14 protein-coding genes and 2 pseudogenes are annotated in these 18551 nt (G+C 62.6%); 6 read left to right on the top strand and 10 right to left on the bottom strand.

The annotated features are described in order from the left end of the window. Window positions 1–14: 14 nt before the first annotated feature. The 6 genes and pseudogenes from ABIE53_RS31025 (at window position 15) to ABIE53_RS31000 (ending at window position 8485) form a co-directional block, all read left to right on the top strand. Window positions 15–1883 carry an extracellular solute-binding protein gene (locus ABIE53_RS31025; protein WP_192700263.1) on the top strand — a complete coding sequence of 623 codons (1869 nt, stop codon included), beginning with the start codon at window positions 15–17 and terminating at the stop codon, window positions 1881–1883. Window positions 1884–1917: 34 nt separating this feature from the next. Then, window positions 1918–2970 carry a microcin C ABC transporter permease YejB gene (locus tag ABIE53_RS31020; RefSeq protein WP_006051602.1) on the top strand — a complete coding sequence of 351 codons (1053 nt, stop codon included), beginning with the start codon at window positions 1918–1920 and terminating at the stop codon, window positions 2968–2970. Then, the gene (locus ABIE53_RS31015) at window positions 2924–4039 is read left to right on the top strand and encodes an ABC transporter permease (protein ID WP_029968817.1); all 1116 of its coding nucleotides are present in this window, start codon (window positions 2924–2926) and stop codon (window positions 4037–4039) included. Before ABIE53_RS31020 ends, ABIE53_RS31015 begins: the two co-directional genes overlap by 47 nt. Continuing rightward, entirely contained in the window at window positions 4036–5694 is a 1659-nt protein-coding gene (locus ABIE53_RS31010) for an ABC transporter ATP-binding protein (RefSeq protein ID WP_192700262.1), read from the top strand. Before ABIE53_RS31015 ends, ABIE53_RS31010 begins: the two co-directional genes overlap by 4 nt. Continuing rightward, window positions 5687–7123, top strand: coding sequence for a TldD/PmbA family protein (locus tag ABIE53_RS31005; RefSeq protein WP_192700261.1), 1437 nt, complete (start codon window positions 5687–5689; stop codon window positions 7121–7123). Before ABIE53_RS31010 ends, ABIE53_RS31005 begins: the two co-directional genes overlap by 8 nt. Next, window positions 7123–8485 (top strand): annotated as a pseudogene (locus ABIE53_RS31000) (metallopeptidase TldD-related protein). Before ABIE53_RS31005 ends, ABIE53_RS31000 begins: the two are co-directional and overlap by 1 nt. Before the next feature lie 28 nt (window positions 8486–8513). Here ABIE53_RS31000 and ABIE53_RS30995 read toward each other — a convergent pair. From ABIE53_RS30995 to ABIE53_RS30950, 10 genes and pseudogenes are all read right to left on the bottom strand, one after another. After that, window positions 8514–11315, bottom strand: coding sequence for an ATP-binding protein (locus ABIE53_RS30995; protein ID WP_192700260.1), 2802 nt, complete (start codon window positions 11313–11315; stop codon window positions 8514–8516). After that, window positions 11312–12446 (bottom strand): annotated as a pseudogene (locus ABIE53_RS30990) (substrate-binding domain-containing protein). The gene ABIE53_RS30995 and the pseudogene ABIE53_RS30990 overlap by 4 nt, the downstream one beginning before the upstream one ends. Window positions 12447–12623: 177 nt before the next feature. Further along, window positions 12624–13532, bottom strand: a complete 909-nt coding sequence (locus tag ABIE53_RS30985; RefSeq protein WP_192700259.1) for a LysR family transcriptional regulator — start codon at window positions 13530–13532, stop codon at window positions 12624–12626. 94 nt (window positions 13533–13626) lie between these two features. Continuing rightward, window positions 13627–14619: an inositol 2-dehydrogenase gene (gene iolG / locus ABIE53_RS30980; protein WP_192700258.1), complete on the bottom strand. Its 993-nt coding sequence runs from the start codon at window positions 14617–14619 to the stop codon at window positions 13627–13629. Window positions 14620–14659: 40 nt separating this feature from the next. Further along, window positions 14660–14896, bottom strand: coding sequence for a hypothetical protein (locus ABIE53_RS30975; protein ID WP_029968829.1), 237 nt, complete (start codon window positions 14894–14896; stop codon window positions 14660–14662). A gap of 27 nt (window positions 14897–14923) precedes the next feature. Further along, a complete protein-coding gene (locus ABIE53_RS30970; protein WP_376916640.1) occupies window positions 14924–15700 on the bottom strand; it encodes an SDR family NAD(P)-dependent oxidoreductase in 777 nt (258 codons plus the stop codon). A 119-nt stretch (window positions 15701–15819) separates the two neighbouring features. After that, a complete protein-coding gene (locus ABIE53_RS30965; protein ID WP_192700256.1) occupies window positions 15820–16104 on the bottom strand; it encodes a YciI family protein in 285 nt (94 codons plus the stop codon). A 10-nt stretch (window positions 16105–16114) separates the two neighbouring features. Then, window positions 16115–17203, bottom strand: a complete 1089-nt coding sequence (locus tag ABIE53_RS30960) for a maleylacetate reductase (protein WP_192700255.1) — start codon at window positions 17201–17203, stop codon at window positions 16115–16117. Beyond that, window positions 17190–17540 (bottom strand): Dabb family protein, encoded by a 351-nt coding sequence (locus ABIE53_RS30955; protein WP_006050462.1) that lies wholly within the window; start codon window positions 17538–17540, stop codon window positions 17190–17192. The genes ABIE53_RS30960 and ABIE53_RS30955 overlap by 14 nt, the downstream gene beginning before the upstream one ends. After that, a complete protein-coding gene (locus tag ABIE53_RS30950; RefSeq protein WP_192700254.1) occupies window positions 17537–18418 on the bottom strand; it encodes an intradiol ring-cleavage dioxygenase in 882 nt (293 codons plus the stop codon). Before ABIE53_RS30950 ends, ABIE53_RS30955 begins: the two co-directional genes overlap by 4 nt. Between the last annotated feature and the right edge of the window lie 133 nt (window positions 18419–18551).

Raw genomic sequence — 18551 nt, 5'->3', positions numbered from 1 at the left:
GGCATTTGAAACAGATGACACCTGTGAAGTTTCGCTGGCCGCGCGCTGTCGGCCTGAGCCTTGCGTTCGGTGTGCTGTGCGCGGGCGCGCACGCGAAGCCCTCCATATCGCAATACGACGAGCCGAAATACGCCGCGAATTTCACGCATTTCGACTACGCCGATCCCACGGCGCGCACGGACGGCACACTGAATTTTCAGAACTACAACGAATTGCAAAGCTACGATTCGATGAATCCGTTCCTCGTGCGCGGCGCGCCCGCGCCGGACGTGCTGCATCTGATGTTCGACACGCTGATGCAGCGAAGCTGGGACGAACTCGCGTCGGAGTATCCGTTGATCGCGAACGATGTCGAAGTCGCGCCCGACCTCTCGTCCGCGACGTTTCACATCGACCCGGCCGCGCGCTTTTCGAACGGCGATCCGGTCACGGCAGCCGATGTCAAATATTCGTTCGACACGTTGACGAGCCCGCGCGCCTCGCCGATGTTCAACGCGCAGTTCGCGGTGATCAGGCGCGCGGTGGTTATCGATCGCGCGACGGTGCGCTTCGACTTCCGGCACGCCGAACGCGATGCGCCGCTGATCGCCGGCGACTTGCCGGTGTTCTCGCCGAAATGGGGGATGCGCGCTGACGGCACGCGTCCGCCGTTCGATCAGATCGCGAACGAGCCGCCGATCTCGAGCGGCCCGTATCTCGTCGAGTCGCGCAAGAACGACAAGGAAATCACCTACCGGCGCAACCCTGCCTACTGGGCGGCGGACCTGCCGTCGCGGCGCGGCATGTACCGCTTCGCGAACATCACGTTCAAGCTGTATCGCGACCATTACACGCAACTGGAGGCGTTCAAGGCGGGCGACGCCGACGCGATCGTCGAATACAGCGCGACGCAATGGGCGCGCAAGTACGTGGGCAAGAACTTCGCGAACGGCCTGCTGAAGAAGGGCGATTTCGCGGACGGCCCCGCGCAGATGCAGGGCATGCTGATGAATCTGCGCAAGCCGATGTTCCAGGACGTGCGCGTGCGCCACGCGCTGACGCTCGCGTTCGACTACGACTGGATGAACCGCATGATGTTTTACGGCCAGTACAGGCGCACGAAAAGCTATTTCGATGCGAGTCCGTTTGGCGCGACCGGCATGCCGGGACCGAAGGAACTCGCGCTGCTCGAACCGTTCCGCGCGAGTCTGCCGCCCGAAGTGTTCGGGTCCATGCTGCCGCCGCCCAACACGTTGCCGCCGAACTCGCTGCGCGGCAATCTGCGCGTCGCCCGCGATCTGCTTGCTCAAGCCGGCTGGCACTATCGCGACGGCGCGCTGCGCGATCAGCACGGCACGCCGATGACGATCGAGATCATCGACGATCAGCCGGGCATGGACCGTCTGATTTTGCCGTACATGCAGGCGCTCGCGAATCTCGGCATAGACGCGCATTTGCGCGAGATCGACAGTGCGTTGTATCAGAAGCGGATCGACAACTTCCAGTTCGATATGACCACGTACATCTATCCGCCGGTGACGATTCCGGGCGTGGAACTGGAACGGCGCTTCGGCAGCGCGGCGGCTTCGCAGGTGGGCTCGGAAAACTATTCTGGCATTCGCTCGCCCGCGGTCGATTCGCTGATTCGCGCGGCGCTCGCCGCGACCACGCTCGACGACCTGCAGGCGGCGACCCGCGCGCTGGACCGTGTGCTGATCAACTCGTATTACCTCGTGCCCGAGTACTACGCGCCGGGGGCGCGCATCGGCTACAAGACGACGCTCGGGTTCCCCAACGTCGTGCCGGCGTCGTATGGATACGAGGACTGGGTGATCAGCTACTGGTTCGCAAGACGCCCGCGCGGCGACGCGGCTACGGCGACCGTCACATCCGCGGCTCACTAGCCGTTATCGAGGGATCGAGGAATCGAGGAGCAGCATGCTTGCCTACATTCTCAGACGATTGTTGTTGATGGTGCCGACGCTCCTTGGCGTCGTCACGCTCACGTTCGTCGTCACGCAGTTCGTGCCGGGTGGGCCGGTCGAGCAGGTGATGACGCAACTCCGCCACGGCGCCGGCCGTGGCGGAGAGGCGGGCGCGGGCGGCGGCGGATATCACGGCAGTCAGGGCGTCGACCCGCAGCAGATCGCGCAGATCAGGAAAGAGTTCGGCTTCGACAAGCCGCCCCTCGAACGCTATGGGCTGATGCTCGAACACTATGCGAGCTTCGATCTCGGACAGTCGTACTACCAGCATGCGCGAGTATGGGACGTGATCCGCTCGAAGCTGCCCGTGTCGATCACGCTCGGGCTATGGACGGTGCTTCTCACGTATCTGGTCTCGGTGCCGCTCGGCATCGCCAAGGCCGTGCGCAACGGCTCGCGGTTCGACACGGCGACGAGCGTGCTCGTGCTCGCGGGCTATGCGATCCCCGGCTTCGTGCTCGGCGTTCTGCTGCTGATGCTGTTCGGCGGCGGCACTTTCTGGCAGGTGTTTCCGATGCGCGGACTCACATCGGACGACTTCGGCGAACTCAGCCTGTTCGGCAAGCTGCTCGACTACCTATGGCATATCGTGCTGCCGGTCACGGCATCGGTGGTCGGCAATTTTGCAATCGTCACGATCCTCACGAAGAACACGTTCCTCGAGGAGATCGGCCGGCAGTACGTGCTGACCGCGCGCGCGAAGGGCGCCTCCGAGCGCGACGTGCTGTGGAAACACGTGCTGCGCAACGCCGCCATCCCGCTGTTGACCGGTTTGCCCGCGGCCTTCGTCGGCGCATTTCTGAACGGCAACCTGCTGATCGAAACATTGTTCTCGCTCGACGGCATGGGCCAGCTTTCCTACGATTCCGTGATTCGCCGCGATTATCCGGTCGTGCTGGGTTCGCTGTTCCTCTTCACGCTGATCGCTCTCGTAACCAAACTCATTGCTGACGTCTGCTATGTCCTCGTCGACCCGCGCATCCAGTTCAACCGGCTGGACCGATGATGTACCCGGCGCGACGCGCCGAGCCGTGACTTCTCCGTGGCGGCGGACGTGGCTGCGCTTCAGGCGGCAGCGTCTGGGCTACTGGAGCCTCGTGATCTTCATGTCGCTGTTTGTCGTGAGCCTTCTGGGCGAAGTGCTGTCGAACGACCGGCCGCTCGTGGTGCGCTACGACGGCCATTACTATTTTCCGATCGTGAAGGACTATCCGGAGACGCTCTTCGGCGGCGACTTTCCGGCACGCGCCAATTACCTCGATCCGTATATCCGCTCGCGGCTTCAGTCGAACGGCAACTTCGCGATCTATCCGCCGAACCATTTCCGCTACGACACCATCGACTATTTCGCCGCGCATCCGTATCCCGCGCCGCCCACCGCGTCGAACTGGCTAGGCACCGATCAATACGGACGCGACGTGCTTGCGCGCCTGCTATACGGCTTCAGGCTGTCGGTGCTGATGGCGCTCGCGCTGACGGTCTCGGGCGTGCTGATCGGCGTCGCAGCGGGCGCGATACAGGGCTTCTACGGCGGCCGCACCGATCTGATCGGCCAGCGCCTGATCGAGATCTGGAGCTCGATGCCCGACCTCTATCTGCTCATCATCTTCGCGTCGATCTTCGAGCCGACGCTATGGCTGCTGTTCATTCTTCTGTCGATGTTCGGCTGGCTCGTGCTGTCCGATTATGTGCGCGCGGAATTCCTGCGCAACCGTTCGCTCGACTACGTGAAAGCCGCCCGCACGATGGGTCTGTCGAACTCGCAGATCATCTGGCGTCACGTGTTGCCGAACAGTCTCACGCCGGTTATCACGTTTCTGCCGTTCCGCATGAGCGCCGCGATCCTGTCGCTCACGAGTCTCGATTTCCTCGGGCTCGGTGTGCCGCCGCCGACGCCGAGCCTCGGCGAATTGTTGCAGGAGGGCAAGAACAATCTCGACGCATGGTGGATTTCGGTGTCGGCATTTGCCGCGCTGGTTGTCACGCTGCTGCTGCTGACGTTTATCGGCGACGCGTTGCGCAATGCGCTCGACACGCGTTCGCGCGGCTCGGCATTCGGTGGAGCGCCGCGATGAACCGCACTGCAAACGAGCGGCCCTTGCTCGAAATCGAGGGCTTTTCGGCGCGTTTCGGCGATAGGCTAGCGGTTCGCGATCTGAGCCTGTCTATCGCGCGCGGCGAGCGCGTCGCGCTGGTCGGCGAATCGGGTTCGGGCAAGAGCGTCACCGCGCTGTCCATCCTGCGGCTCGTCGATCATGCGGAACTCGGCGGGCGCATTCTGCTCGACGGCGACGACCTGTTGCGCAAGACCGAGCAGGAGATGCGCGGCGTGCGCGGGGCGGACGTGGCGATGGTGTTTCAGGAACCGATGACCGCGCTCAATCCGCTCTTCACGATCGGCAAGCAGATTGCCGAAAGCGTGCGTCTGCACGAGGGCGTGCGGCCCAACGCGGCGCGGGCGCGCGGCATCGAACTGCTCAGACGCACGGGCATTCCCGAGCCCGAGCGGCGCATCGACAGTTTTCCGCATCAGTTGTCGGGCGGCCAGCGTCAGCGCGCGATGATCGCGATGGCGCTCGCATGCCGTCCGCGTCTGCTTCTCGCCGACGAGCCCACGACCGCGCTCGACGTGACCGTGCGCCAGCAGATCGTCGATCTGCTGATCGAGCTTCAGGAACAGGAAGCCGCCGAGCGCGGCATGGCCGTGCTGCTGATCACACACGACCTGAATCTCGTCAGACGCTTTGCGCAGCGCGTCGCGGTCATGGAGAAGGGCGTGCTCGTCGAAACCAATACGACGGAGGCACTGTTCGGCGATCCGCAGCATCCCTACACCAGGCGCCTGCTCGACAGCGAGCCGCGCCGTTCGATTGCGCCGCTAGGCAAAGGCGCGCGCCGTCTGCTCGAAGTGCAAGGCTTGTGCGTCGACTACAGCACGCCCGCGAAGGGCTGGCGCTCGCTGGTCCGACGCTCGACATTTCGCGCGGTGCATGACGTCGATCTCAGCTTGCGGCGCGGCGAAACGCTCGGCATTGCCGGCGAATCGGGCTCGGGCAAGTCGACGCTCGCAGCCACCGTACTGGGCTTGCAGCGCGCGGCCGCGGGTCATGTTCATATCGACGGCATGCCGCTGTCCACGCTGAGATCCGCAAGTTCCCGGCGGGCCTTGTATTCGCGCATGCAGGTCGTCTTTCAGGACCCGTTCGGTTCGCTGTCGCCGCGCATGACGGTCGAGCAGATCGTCGGTGAAGGGCTCGCCGTGCATCGCCCGGAGATCGACGCGAAAGCGCGGCGCGCGCGAGTCGCCAGTCTGCTGGACGAAGTGGGGCTCCCCGCTGATGCCATGCCGCGTTACCCGCATGAATTTTCGGGCGGGCAGCGTCAGCGGATCGCCATCGCGCGCGCACTTGCAGTCGAGCCGGAACTGCTGGTGCTCGATGAACCGACGAGCGCGCTCGACGTGTCGATCCAGCAACAGGTGCTCGCGCTGCTGGTACATTTACAGAACACGCGCAAGCTGAGCTACCTTCTCATCACGCACGACCTGGCGGTTATGCGGGCCGTCGCGCATCGCGTGATCGTGATGAAGTCGGGGCGCGTCGTGGAGAGCGGCGACACGCTCGACGTGCTGCGCGCGCCGTCGCATCCCTACACGCGCTCGCTGCTGGCCTCGTCGCTGCTGTCGCCACTGCCTGAGCCCACGCCAAACCTACGGAGCCTGAATGATTGACGAACGCTGGGTGCAAGCCGCCCGTTCACTGACGAGCCGCGCCGGATTCTGGTCGCTGCGCATTGTCGATGAGCGGATCGACGATCACGAAGTCCGCAACGACGTCGCGCAGCCGCTGCGCACCGTGCGCGATCGGGGTGCGATGCTGATCGCGTGGGTCGGGGCGGGGGCCGGTTATGCGGCGACGGCCAACCTGTCGGCGGCGGGCCTTCAGCATGCGCTCGATCTCGCAAGCGCGCGTGCCGAGGCGAGTGCGGCATTGTCGTTGATCGATCATCGCGAGGTGGCGCGGCCGTCGGTCAGCGGCGAATATGTGTCGCCGAATGCACAGCACGCGCTGCCGGGCCGCGCGGAATGGATCGACCGCCTGAGCGCGGAATGCGCGGCTGCGAAGCTTGATTCGCGCATCGTCGAACGCGTGGCGGCGGTGCAGATCACGCATACCGATCAGTTCTATATGACCGGCGACGGCGTGCGGATCGATCAGCGCTTTCGCTTCGTGATGCCGCAACTCAGCGTGGCCGCGCATGCGGACGGCGACACGCAGGTTCGCACGCTCGGCGGCAATTACGGCACGCTTGCGCAGGGCGGCATGGACGTGCTGGCGCGTTTCGGCTTCGACGGCGCAGGTCCGCGCGTCGCCACGGAAGCATTGCAATTGCTGGCCGCGCCCAACTGCCCATCGGGCAAGCGCGATCTGCTGCTGATGCCCGACCAGATGATGTTGCAGATTCACGAGTCGATTGGGCATCCGCTGGAACTTGACCGCATTCTCGGCGACGAGCGCAACTTCGCGGGCTGGAGTTTCGTCAAGCCCGACATGTTCGGCTCATATCGCTACGGGTCCGAACTGCTGAACGTGACCTTCGATCCTGAACTGCGCGAGGAAGCCGCGTCCTATGCATTCGACGACGACGGCACCGAAGCGCGCAAGGAATATCTGATCCGCAACGGCGTGCTGGAGCGGCCGCTCGGCGGCGCGCTGTCGCAGCAACGCGCGGGCATGCCGGGCGTCGCGAATTCGCGTGCGTCGAACTGGAACCGGCCGCCCATCGACCGCATGGCGAACCTGAATATCGAGCCCGGCGACAGTTCGCTCGACGAGATGATCGGCAACATTGAACACGGCATTCTGATGCGAACGAACACCTCATGGTCGATCGACGACCATCGCAACAAGTTCCAGTTCGGCTGCGAATTCGGGCAGCTGATCGAGAACGGCAAGCTCACGCAGATCGTCAAGCAGCCGAACTATCGCGGCATCTCCGCGAATTTCTGGCGCAGCCTGAGCGCCGTGGGCAACGCCGACACGCGCGAGGTGTTTGGCACGCCGATGTGCGGCAAGGGCGAGCCGGCGCAGGTCATTCGCGTGGGGCATGCGTCGCCGGCTTGCGTGTTCAGCAACGTCGACGTGTTCGGAGGCGCATGATGAACCACTTCATGTCGACGCGCGCCGGGCAACTGGTCGACTGGCAGGGGCACTTCACGTCGCTTGCCGACGCTATCGAGCGCCTTCAGCAAGGCGGCGAAACCGCGCTGAGCTCGTTCGCCGGGCGAGCAGTCGGACTTCATCCGCTTCAACGCGGGCAAGGTGCGCCAGAGCGGCACCGTGTCGCAAGGCAAGCTGACTTTGCGGCTGATCGACGGCGCGCGCCAGGCGTATTCCACGTTGACGGTCTGCGGCGATTTGCAGCAGGACATCGACGAAGTGAGCGCCGCGCTGGCGATGTTGCGGCAAGCGCTGCGCGATGCCGCCGACGATCCGCATCTGCTCGTCGATACGTCCGCATGGCAGCGCACGACGCGGCGTTCGGGCAAGTTGCCCGACCCGCACGGCTTGTCGCGCATCGTCGGAGAATGCGCGCGCGGCCTCGATTTCGTGGGCTTCTACGCGGGCGGCACGATCGTGCGCGGCTTTGCATCGACGCACGGCAGCCGCGGCTGGTACGAAGTGGACAACTTCAATTTTAGCTGGTCGCTGTACGACCCGAGCGGCCGCGCGATCAAGACCACTTATGCCGGCGACGACTGGAGCGATGCCGTTTTTGCGGCGAAAGTCGAGCAGGCCGCCGGGCGGCTCGCGGTGCTCGCTCGCGCACCGCGTGTGCTCGCGCCGGGCGCGTATCGCGCGTGGCTCGCGCCGGCCGCGCTCGCGGAGCTGCTGGGTGTAACGGCATGGCGCGGCTTCTCGGCGCGCGCGCAGGCCAGTTCGCGCAGCGAGTTATACAAGCTGCACGTGGGCGAAGTCGCGCTTGACCCGCGCGTCTCGATAGCCGAGGAACTGGAGCTGGGCATCGCGCCGGCCTTCAACGAAGACGGTTATCTGCGTGAGCGGGTCGCGCTCATCGACGCGGGGCGCAGCGCCGGCACGCTGACCAACGCAAGAAGCGCACGCGAATACGGCTTGACGCCGAACGGCGCGCTTGCTGAAGAAGCGCCAACGTCGCTTGCAATGCAGGCCGGCGGTCTCGCGGATCACGACGTTCTCGCCCGGATCGGCACGGGTCTCTATGTCGGCAACTTGTGGTACGTGAACTTTTCGGACCGCATGAATTGCCGCCTCACCGGCATGACGCGATTCGCGACGTTCTGGGTCGAGGACGGGCAGATCGTCGCGCCGCTCGACGCGATGCGCTTTGACGACAGCCTGTATCGGCTGCTCGGCAGCGAGCTCGAGGAGCTTGGCGCGCAAGCGGAATTGCTGCTCAGCGACGGCACGTGGGGCGAGCGGGCGACGGGCGGCATGCAATTGCCGGGCATTCTTGCGCGTTCGTTCCAGTTGACGTTGTAAGGGGGGCGCGGTGGTGATCTGCCCACAATCACGGCACGCTCCTCCTTTCCAGACATCGGTCGACGAAACTTAGGATTGCCTTCGACTGGTAGTCCTTCGCCAACTGGCAAAGGTGATCGGCGAACGGACGATATCGCTCGTCAAGCCCGGCAACCTGCGTGGCGTGTTGCGCGATGGCACGCATGTCGCCGAGTCGCGCCAGGTGGTGCAGCGCTTCAAGTTCCCCTGGCGGCGGCATGATGAAGCTTTCCATCGACGGAGCGGCGGCTTGCGTCCGCGGAACTTCGTAGATCCACTCGATCGAAAGAAGCATCTGGATCTGCGACAGCAGCGCGCTGAAGTCGATTGGCTTTGGCAGAAACGCGTTTGCACCGGCCGCCAGACTTTTCGCGGCGTCGCTCCCCGAGGCGCCGGCGGATACGGCAATGATGGGCCGATCGGCGAACTCGGAAATCGAGCGAAGCTGCCGCGTCGCTTCAAGTCCGTCCATCTCTGGCATGACCACATCCATCAGGATGAGCGCCGGCTGTAGCGCTTGCGCTTTTTCCAATGCTTCGAATCCGTTGATGGCCCCGACCGCGTCGAATCCGAGCTGACCGAGCATATCGATCGCCACAGCACGGTTTACCGCGACGTCATCCACGACGAGAATCAGCTTGCGCGGTCCCTTGTAACCGCTGACCGCTTGCTCGGGCGGAATGGCAACTGACTGATGCGCCACTACCTGCACGTTCAACTCGAAGGAAAACGCGCTGCCCGCGCCGTGGCGGCTGTCGACGCGGATCTCGCCGCCCATCAGGCGCAAGAGCTGCCGGCTGATAGTGAGGCCCAGCCCGGTGCCTCCTATCTGGTGCCGGGCATCGCTTACCTGCTCGAACGGCCGGAAGATTGCCCCCAGACGCGCTTCGTGTATACCAATGCCCGTGTCCCGCACTTCGAAAGACAACCGCGCGGGCGGCATCCACCCGACGCGCAGGCGCACGCTGCCCGTCTCCGTGAATTTGATTGCGTTGGAGAGCAGGTTGAGCAGCACCTGGCGCAGCCGTTTTTCATCGACTCGCACAGCCGCAGGAAGATTGGGCGCCAGCTCGCACGCGAAGGCCAAGCCCTTTTCCATTGCCTTAACCCGGATCGTCTCGGCGATGAAGTAGATAAACCCCTCGAGCGGAACGTCGGACAAAGTGAGCTCCGCCTTTCCGGCCTCCATCTTTGCCATGTCCAGAATGTCGTTGATGATTGCAAGCAGATGTTCGCCGCTGCGCTGGATCACCGTGATTCCATCGACGTGGCGTCGGTCCAGGTTCTTATCGCGCTTCAGTATCTGCGCGTAGCCCAGAATTCCGTTCAACGGCGTACGCAGTTCATGGCTCATGTGCGCGAGAAAGGCGCCCTTGGCCTGATTGGCCGCATCGGCGCGCTCCTTCGCGACGGCCAGTTCGGCCGTTCGCTCGCGGATCATGTCCTCGAGGTGTTCGCGATAGCGCCGCAATTCCTCTTCGGCTCGCCGTTGCCCGGTTATGTCGCGCGAGATGCCGAGCAGAAACTGCGGCTCGCCGCGCTCGTCGACGATGGGGATCTTCATCGTGTGCAGCAGACGCTGCCCGTGAACGGTTTCGACCGGCTCCTCGGGCACGTCGACCATCTGATGCGACTTCAGCACGTCACGATCCTTCAGCGCGAAAAATTCTGCCTCTTGCGCCGGAAACATGTCATGCACGGACTTGCCGATGATCTGTTCGCGCCCGTAGCCGAGCAATTGCTCGCCCGCCTTGTTGATGCGCACGAAGCGCAGCGTCGCCGCATCCTTTACGAAAATCGTGTCGGGGATGTTCTCGACAATGCTGTCCAGGAAGTGTTCGCTCGCTCGCGCAACCTGCTCGGCACGCTGTCGTTCGACGATTTCCGCCGTCTGACCCGCGAGCGCAGCACTGAGTTCAGCCGTGCGCTCCGCAACGCGCGCCTCGAGTCCGGCGTTGAGTTCCTTGAGCGCATCCTCGGCCTGCCGACGCTGGCGCCGATCCTTCAGGAACTGCTCGACGGCGCGCGCCATGTCGGCAATCTCGTCGCCGCCATGAACGGGCACGCCTGCCTGGACGCCGCCGACATCACCGTGACGCAGGAAGTGGCTGACCCGGCGCAGCCGCGCCACGACGTGACGACCGAGGAATGCATGGGCGATCAGCCAGGTAAGCAGCAGGCTCACCGCCACCTCGCCGGCCACCCACATGCGGGTGCGGTTTACATCGTCGGCGAGGCCTTGAACGGCTTTCCGATAATCTCGCGTGAAATAGTCAGACTGATCGCGGGCTGCGGCCGCCAAGGCGTCGGCCTGGCGGCGAAGATCGTCGTCGAGGCTGGCCAATGACGCGCCAGGCCGAGGCACGGCCTGCGACATCGTGTCGGCGCCGAGCGCGGTCTCGCGCAACTGGGCCTCGATATTGACCGTGTTGCGAAAACGCTGGCTCGACCGATGCAGCGTCAGCGCGTCGACGCCCAGGTTGTCGCTGGTGGTCGCGGAGGCCAGGCGGTCCACCGAGCGATCGAACGACACCAGTTGTTCGAGCACACGCCGATGCGTCTCGCGCACCGCGTCGACGGTATCGTCACGCGAGAGCTGTAGCGCGAGGCGCTCGATGATCAGGGTTTGCTGCGCCAGGTCTTGTGCATCCTCCTGGCGAGCCAGCCGCTCTTCGGCCAACTGACGAATTGCGTGGGCAGAGCCGGCCAATGAGTACAGGGTCGTGGCGCCGACCGCGACGACGAGCGCCGCGAGGCAGGAAACCACGAAGGTGAATTGCGCGGTGAGCGAGCGGGGCAGAGGAGCTTTCACGGGCGTTGCCAGATGCGGCGATAGACGTCACGATAACCGTTGGCCGGGTCATAGATCAGACGATCGCCGCCGTCCGCGGCGACATTGTTCGCCGTCACGAGGTGCACGGGGAAGACGTAACCCGTGACGCCTGCACCGGCGAACAGCCGGTTCATTTCATCTACCAACTGCCAGCCATGCAGATTCAGTGGTTCGGCCACGGTGCCGGTCTGGAAGCTGCCCGTCCGGATCCGCAGGAAGGCGGACTCGCTGCCGTCGCCGGCCGACAGCATGGCCATCGCGGTGGTTGGAATCCCGGCCTGCGTCAGTACGGGCGCGGCGTAGTCGAAATAGATGTCGTTGACGGCCAGCGCATACGTCCAGCGCTCGCCAAAACGTGCGAGCAACGCGCGTGTCGTGCGCGGCATCAGGTCCTGGCTGCGCGAGATCGCCACGTCGCGCACTTCAAGCAGGGTACAGCCGCTGCACGCACGCACAACAGCGGCCATTTCGTCTGCCTTGCTTCGCGCAATCCGGAAATTGGAGTCGGTGAAGATGACGACTTGCGCTTGCCCGCCGGACTGCACGATGGCCGCGAGCGCAGTCACGCGCGCGACCTCGAGTGGATCGGTCGCCACGTTCATCGCCACGGGCGTGCCCGGCACCGGTCCGGCCTGGGCGGCGACATGCCAGCCGACGATAGGAATGTCGCGTTCGGCAAACGGCTGCAGGCCGGACAGCAGGGCGCGTGCGTCGCTGCCGACGATGATGAGACCGTCCGGGCCACTTGCCAGCGCGTTCGCAAGCATCTTTAGCCGCAGGTCGGGCGTGCCGCCCGAGTCGAATATTCTTACGTTCCAGCCGATGACCTTGGCCGCCTCGAGCACACCGTCGACCACGCCAATGATGCCGCCGTTGCGCAAATCCTCGGCAACGATGGCGACGCGTCTGCCGGGCCTGGGCGCGCGGACCGCTCCGCGGCCCGTTCCAGGGTGCGGCGGGTTGCGCCGCCGCATCGACGACGCGCTCCGCTGCGGCCAGATAGTCCCTGGCCGCGACAGTGGTCCCGGGCGCTGGCACGAGCGGCATACCTTGCGCTGCGGCAACCGACAGCGCACACACGCACTCCAATGCCACCAGCAAGCGCCTCATGCTGTTCCCCAAGGGCTTCATCGCGGTCGATCAACCGCTGTTGAACACGTGCCCAGACGCCGCACCGCATCTGCCCTGCGGATACGATAGTACACCGCGATGACCGCGTCTTCTATCGTGCGGCTGGCGCTTGCAAAGGGTGATTTCGCAGCGAAAACGATTAACAAACCGGCAGGTTCAATCCAGTCTGCCCTGTTCGGCCAGCTCGACAAAAGTGTCGACCACATGGCGGACTTTGGAGCGTAGATGCGCCACCTTCGGCCAGACCGCGTGCACGTCGATGAACTCACTCGAAACGTCTTCGAGAACTGATATCAACATGCCCGACTCCAGATGAGGTCGCAGCAGAGACATTGGCATCTGGCAAAGTCCCAGGCCCGCGAGCGCGGCCTCCACGATCGAGTCGCCGTCGCTGATTTGATGGGTTGCAGGCGGCGAAATCCGGGAGACCTCGCCATCGACATTCACGCGCCATGAAAGCGGCTGACCACGGCGATGGCCGACAATGCATGAGTGATTCTTCAGATCTTCAAGCGTGCCCGGAGTGCCGCGCTGCGCAAGATAGTCAGGCGATGCCGCAATCACCATCCGTTGGCTGGTCAGACGACGCGCAACGAGACCACTCGAGCTTTCGAGTTCGCCGAATCGAATCACAAGGTCAACGCCTTCCTCAATCGGGTCAATGAGATGGTCCGAGAACGTCATCGTGAACTGCAGGTCAGGATGCTTTCGACCAATGTCCAGCAGAATTGGAACGAGAATGCGTCGGCCGAAAGCTGCCGGCATGTCGATCCGCAAGCGACCGACTGGCCGCTGGTTTCCCGGGCCAAGCGCGGTTTCCGCTGTGCTGATTTCGTCGAGTGCAGAAGCGCATGCCGCAAAATAGGCGTCGCCGTCGGCCGTGAGCGAGATGCTTCTCGTCGTGCGATGGAATAGCTGCGCGCCGAGCCGGTCTTCGAGCTTTGCGATTGCTTTACCGACGGCCGACTTGGTCAGCCCGAGTTCTTCGGCTGCGTCGGTGAAGCTGCGCGACTTCGCTGCGGTGACGAATATCAATATCCCGCTGAATGTGTCGACCTGCGCCATGTCATGCCCCGTTGACGAGTTTGATTCCACCTATAGGGCACGAACGCGAGCACTGTCAACCTGCAACGCGGAAGTCAACGGCCAACGGTCCCGATTAAATCTTGACCGCGCAGCCTGTGTTGGCCGCCTCAAGGGCGCAGTTCGCAATTCGCAGCGCGCGAATACCGTCCCGAGGCGTTGCAGGCATCGGTGCGTTGTTTTCGAGCGCCGTCAGGAAGCGGTCCAGTTCGACCTTGTATGAATCGGCGTGCCGCTCAAGAAAGAAATTGAGCAGCGGCTCGCGCGCTTCGGTCCTGTCGCTCGTCCACCGGCGCAGGCTCGACGGCCTGTGGTTTTCATTCAAAACCATCCCTTTCGAACCAAAGACTTCGACCCGTTGGTCGAAGCCATACACGGCCTGGCGTGAACCGTTGATGTGACACTGCTTGCCCGACGCCGTCCGCAGCAGCACCATCACACTGTCGTAGTCCGGAAGCTCTTCCAGACCCGGGTCGACCAGGCGGTTGCCCATTGCCATCACTTCGACCGGTTCTTCGCCGAGCAGCCAGCGAGCAGTGTCGAAATCGTGAATCGTCATGTCACGGAAGATTCCGCCCGAGTGCTGCAGATACTCTCGCGGCGCGAGGCCGGGATCGCGACTCGTGATGACGACCTGGCGAACATCGCCGACTTCGCCTTCGTCGATAGCCTGCTTGAGCCGCATTGCATCCGGGTCGAAGCGTCGATTGAAGGCGAGCATCACGCGCCCGTTAAGACGCTCGATTTCTTCGACCGCGGCGAGCGCCCGGTCTATGTCGAGGTCGATGGGTTTCTCGCAGAGTACCGGCTTGCCCAGCCGGACGGCCTGCAGCGTCAGGTCGATATGTGTATCTGTCGGTGTGCCGACGATGATGGCGTCGACATCTTCCCGATCGACTACGGACTTGCAATCCACAGACGAGTCGCAACCGAGTTCTGCGGCGAGCGCCTCAACCGCTTGCTTGTTCGGGTCGGCCACAACGACGAGCTTCACTCGACGGTCTGCGGCAACATTGGCCGCGTGAATTTTTCCGATGCGTCCGGCACCGAGAACAGCGATACGCAACATCTGAGTCTCCTATATTTCGTCGGCGCGTGAAGCGCCCCGGCTATTCACTCTTGATTTCGGTAAGCGCCGATACAGCGATCTGTCGGCTAAGCCGCAGGATGTCGTCAAGACCAAACTCCTGGACTTCCGGCACTCGGTCTCCACGCGCTTTTGCTACATCCGTCGCGATGCGAAGCGCGTTTGAGCGCTCACGCATCAACAACTCCAGCGCCTCGACAAGAAATGCGCGTTCTCTCTGCGATACCTTCGCTGCAACCACATGGTCGTAAGCAGACATACGCGGGTCCCCGGAACAATGCGGCCTTCAAATCAGGCTGCGGATACTGCCGCCATCGACACCCCAGACGGCAGAGGTGACGAACGACGCGAGGTCGGAAGCCATGAAAACAATCACGTTGGCCACTTCATCCGGCTGGCCCAGCCGCTTTAACGGCAACTGGCGCAGAGACAACTCATGCTCGACCGCGTCTTTCGGAGCCATGCCATGAAACTTGCCCATCGTGTCGGCGAATCCCCCGTCTTTCGTCCAGAACGGCGTCCAGACCGGACCCGGTGCAACCGCGTTCACGCGAATTCTCGGAGCTTCGGCTCGCGCGAGACCTTTTGTCAGAGCGAGTACAGCCGCCTTGGATGCGGAGTAATCAATCGGAACAGGTTCGGGCTGGCGGGCGAGGTCCGACGCGTTGTTGATAATCACCGAGTTCTCGCGAGCACGCAGTACCGGCAGCAGGTATCGACACGTCCGGACATAGCTCATGAAATTAAGGCTCATCGTGAAGTCCCATTCCTCGTCCGAGAGTTCTTCGAACGTACGGACCTTCCCCGCGCCGACGTTGTTCACGAGAATGTCCACCTGCCCGTTGTGCGGCTTAAGGGCCGCGTCGATGCCGCTTTTCACGCCATCGGCCGTGGATAAATCTGCCTGCGCAGTCGTGACGTCAGTGCCGAGCGCGCGCAATTCCGACTCGGTTTCCTTCAGCGCATGCGCGTCGATGTCGATGATGCAAAGACGTGCGCCTTCACGTGCGAAACCCAAAGCGGTCGAGCGTCCGATACCCTGGGCTCCGCCCGTGATGAGCACGATTCTCCCTTCGAGGCCTGTCTGCATGATGTCTCCATTCAATGTTCTGTAGTTTGCGAGCGTTCAGGAACTCGATGCCATTTCCATTCGCTTTCAAACAGCGCCGTGATACGACGGACTTAGCGGTTGTCGACCCGCTTGATGAAAGGCCTGATATCGACCGCGTCCCAAATTCCGGCTTTGTTGAACGGGTCGGCTTCTACGAATTTTTGAATCTCTTCAATGCCATCGGCTTCATAGAGAAAGAAGCTGCCAATCATCGTCTGGCCGTCAGCTTTCGTCAGCGGCCCGGAGATGAGTGTCTTTACAGGTGCTGTCTGTAAATGGGCCTTGTGCGCGTCATAGTTCTCAAGGCGACGCTCGACCATATTCGGATGATCAAGACAGTAGACTGTGAAGTTCATTTTCGTCTCCTTACTCTGATTGAGTTGTTGTTGCGCCGCGCGGTGCGACGCCATCGAAGGCATCCTGCAGAAGCGCAAGCAGCGCGTCTCGCTCGATTTCACGCGGATTCCAGTAGGGGTTCGAGCTGGCTATATCGGCGGCCTTCGACACATCTTCGGCGGACATCCCGATGTCTTTCAACGCAAGCGGCGCACCGCAGCGTTTAGCGAGCTCATAGACACCCAATGCCGCGTCTTGCGAACCTAGAGCGCGGGCTATCCGTTGCATCGCGTTTGGAGCGGCTTGCCGGTTATACGCAAGCGCATGTGGGAGAACGATGGTGTGTGTCTGAGCGTGCGGCAGGTTGAAACTTCCGCCGAGCGTGTGACACAACTTATGATGAAGCGCCATGCCCACGCTGCCCAACACCGTTCCGCAGAGCCAGGCACCGTACTGTGCTTCAGCGCGAGCTTCCACGTTGTGCGAGTTGGCCACGATAAGCGGTAAAGCACGCGCCAGAGCAGCGATGCCTTCTTCCGCCATCAAACTCGTCACGGGGTTCTCGTCACGCGAGTAGAGCGCTTCAGCGGCATGGGCAATTGCGTTGATGCCGCTCGTGATCGATAGCGCGACAGGAAGCGACATCGTCAGGTCCGCATCGTAGATCACTGTCTTAGGCAACACGCGCAGGTCCGTTCCGGTCTTCTTCAGGCCCGCATCGGTGATGCCATAGATAGGCGTCATTTCGCTGCCTGCATAAGTCGTCGGCACGGCGAGAATCGGCAAGTCCGATTCGAGCGCGATTGCCTTGCCTAAACCTATCGTCGAGCCGCCTCCAACGGCAATGGCGCAATCGGCGTTCAGCTCTCTTGCCAGTGCGCGAGCTTCCTTGGCCAACTCGAGCGGCACGTGCATGACCGCGCGGTCGAACACAGCGGCGGCTCGCGCGCCCAGGCGCGCAGCGATGGCTTCACCGGTCTCTTTTTGCTCCGGGCTGCACAGAATGAGTGCTCGCTCCGAACCCAGTTGAAGTACTTCGCGCTCGAGGTGCTGCAAACTGCCTGGGCCAAAGACAACTCGACCGGCACGCGCCTGATAAACGAACTCACGCTTTTGCATTGGATAACTCCGCTGTACTCTCGAAACTCAACCCCGCTTCCAACTGGTAATCAACCTGGAACCGTGCAGTGCGAAGGTCGCCGAGTTCGTGACGAACGCGCAGATGTTCGGGGTGAGACGCATAGGCTTCCAACGCTTCCTGCGAGTCGAACTCGGTGATGAGAACGGCGTCGCACGCGTAATCGACCTGGCTAGAGTCAAGTCCGACTTCGAGGTGCCGCATGCCGGGGATACAGCCGCGCAAGCCTTCGAAACTGGTCTTAACGAGGTTGGACGCAGCTAGCCGCTCTGCAGGCGAGTCGCCTTTGACACGCCACATGACGATGTGCCGAATCATGCGTGTGCCTCCGACGGGTTGAGCACGAAGTCGTATTCAAGCGAGTACCACGGCACTGTCATTTCGCGGCCGTCCGGCGCTACACCTGGCTCATGACGCTTCCAATCGGCAATCAGCGATGAGCGCACGCCGAACACGACGTCCGAGTCGAGATACTGGTCGCCATCACGAAACACATGCGTAATGAGCGTCTCGTAGCCAGGCGCTTCAATCATGAAGTGCAGGTGCGCTGGTCGCCACGGATGACGACCGACAGCGGCCAGCATGCGGCCAACGGGTCCGTCGTGCGGGATGGGATATGCCTCGGCAAGAATCGAGCGGAAGTTGAAATACCCTTCAGCATCTGCGTTCAGTCGGCCGCGACAGCGATGGACGGCGTTGCCTGCCTCGTCGAGGTTCTGGACATCGTAGAAACCGTCTTCGTCCGACTGCCAAACGTCAATCTGGGCGTTCGCGATGCTTTCGCCTCTGGCGCCGCGAACCTGCCCCTTCACATAACAAGGCGCACCTTTCGCACCATTCGAAATGTCGTCGCCGTTGTTGTAGAGAGGCGCTCCCTCTACGTAGAACGGCCCGAACACGGTTGCTTCCGTGCAATTCGATGGTTTGCGATTGTTCTGCGACATGACCAGCATTGAAAGGCCAAGCGTGTCCGACAGCAGAATGAATTCCTGCCGTTTGTCGTCGGTGATATGACCTACTTCCGTCAGAAACCTGATGGCTTTAAACCACTCGTCCTCAGTGAGATGAACGTCGCGGGCGAAAGCGTGAAGATGTTGAACCAGGCTCGTCATGACGGTCCTGAGTCTCGCGTCCTTGCACTCCGCGAGCGAGGCGATAACGGCCTGAGTGATGGTGTCTTCGTTGATGTTGCGCATCGTGCGTGTCTCCGTTGTGCGCTCAAGGCGTCTTAAACGAAAGGTAATGGGTCATCCGCGTAAATAAAATGCCTCGAAGTGAAATGACATTTCCTTATCCCGGAAGAATCGGCTAAGCGCGCATTGCAGCTTG

Source organism: Paraburkholderia sp. OAS925, from assembly GCF_040543975.1.
Lineage (GTDB): Bacteria > Pseudomonadota > Gammaproteobacteria > Burkholderiales > Burkholderiaceae > Paraburkholderia > Paraburkholderia graminis.
This window is presented reverse-complemented; position numbering and strand designations above follow the sequence as displayed.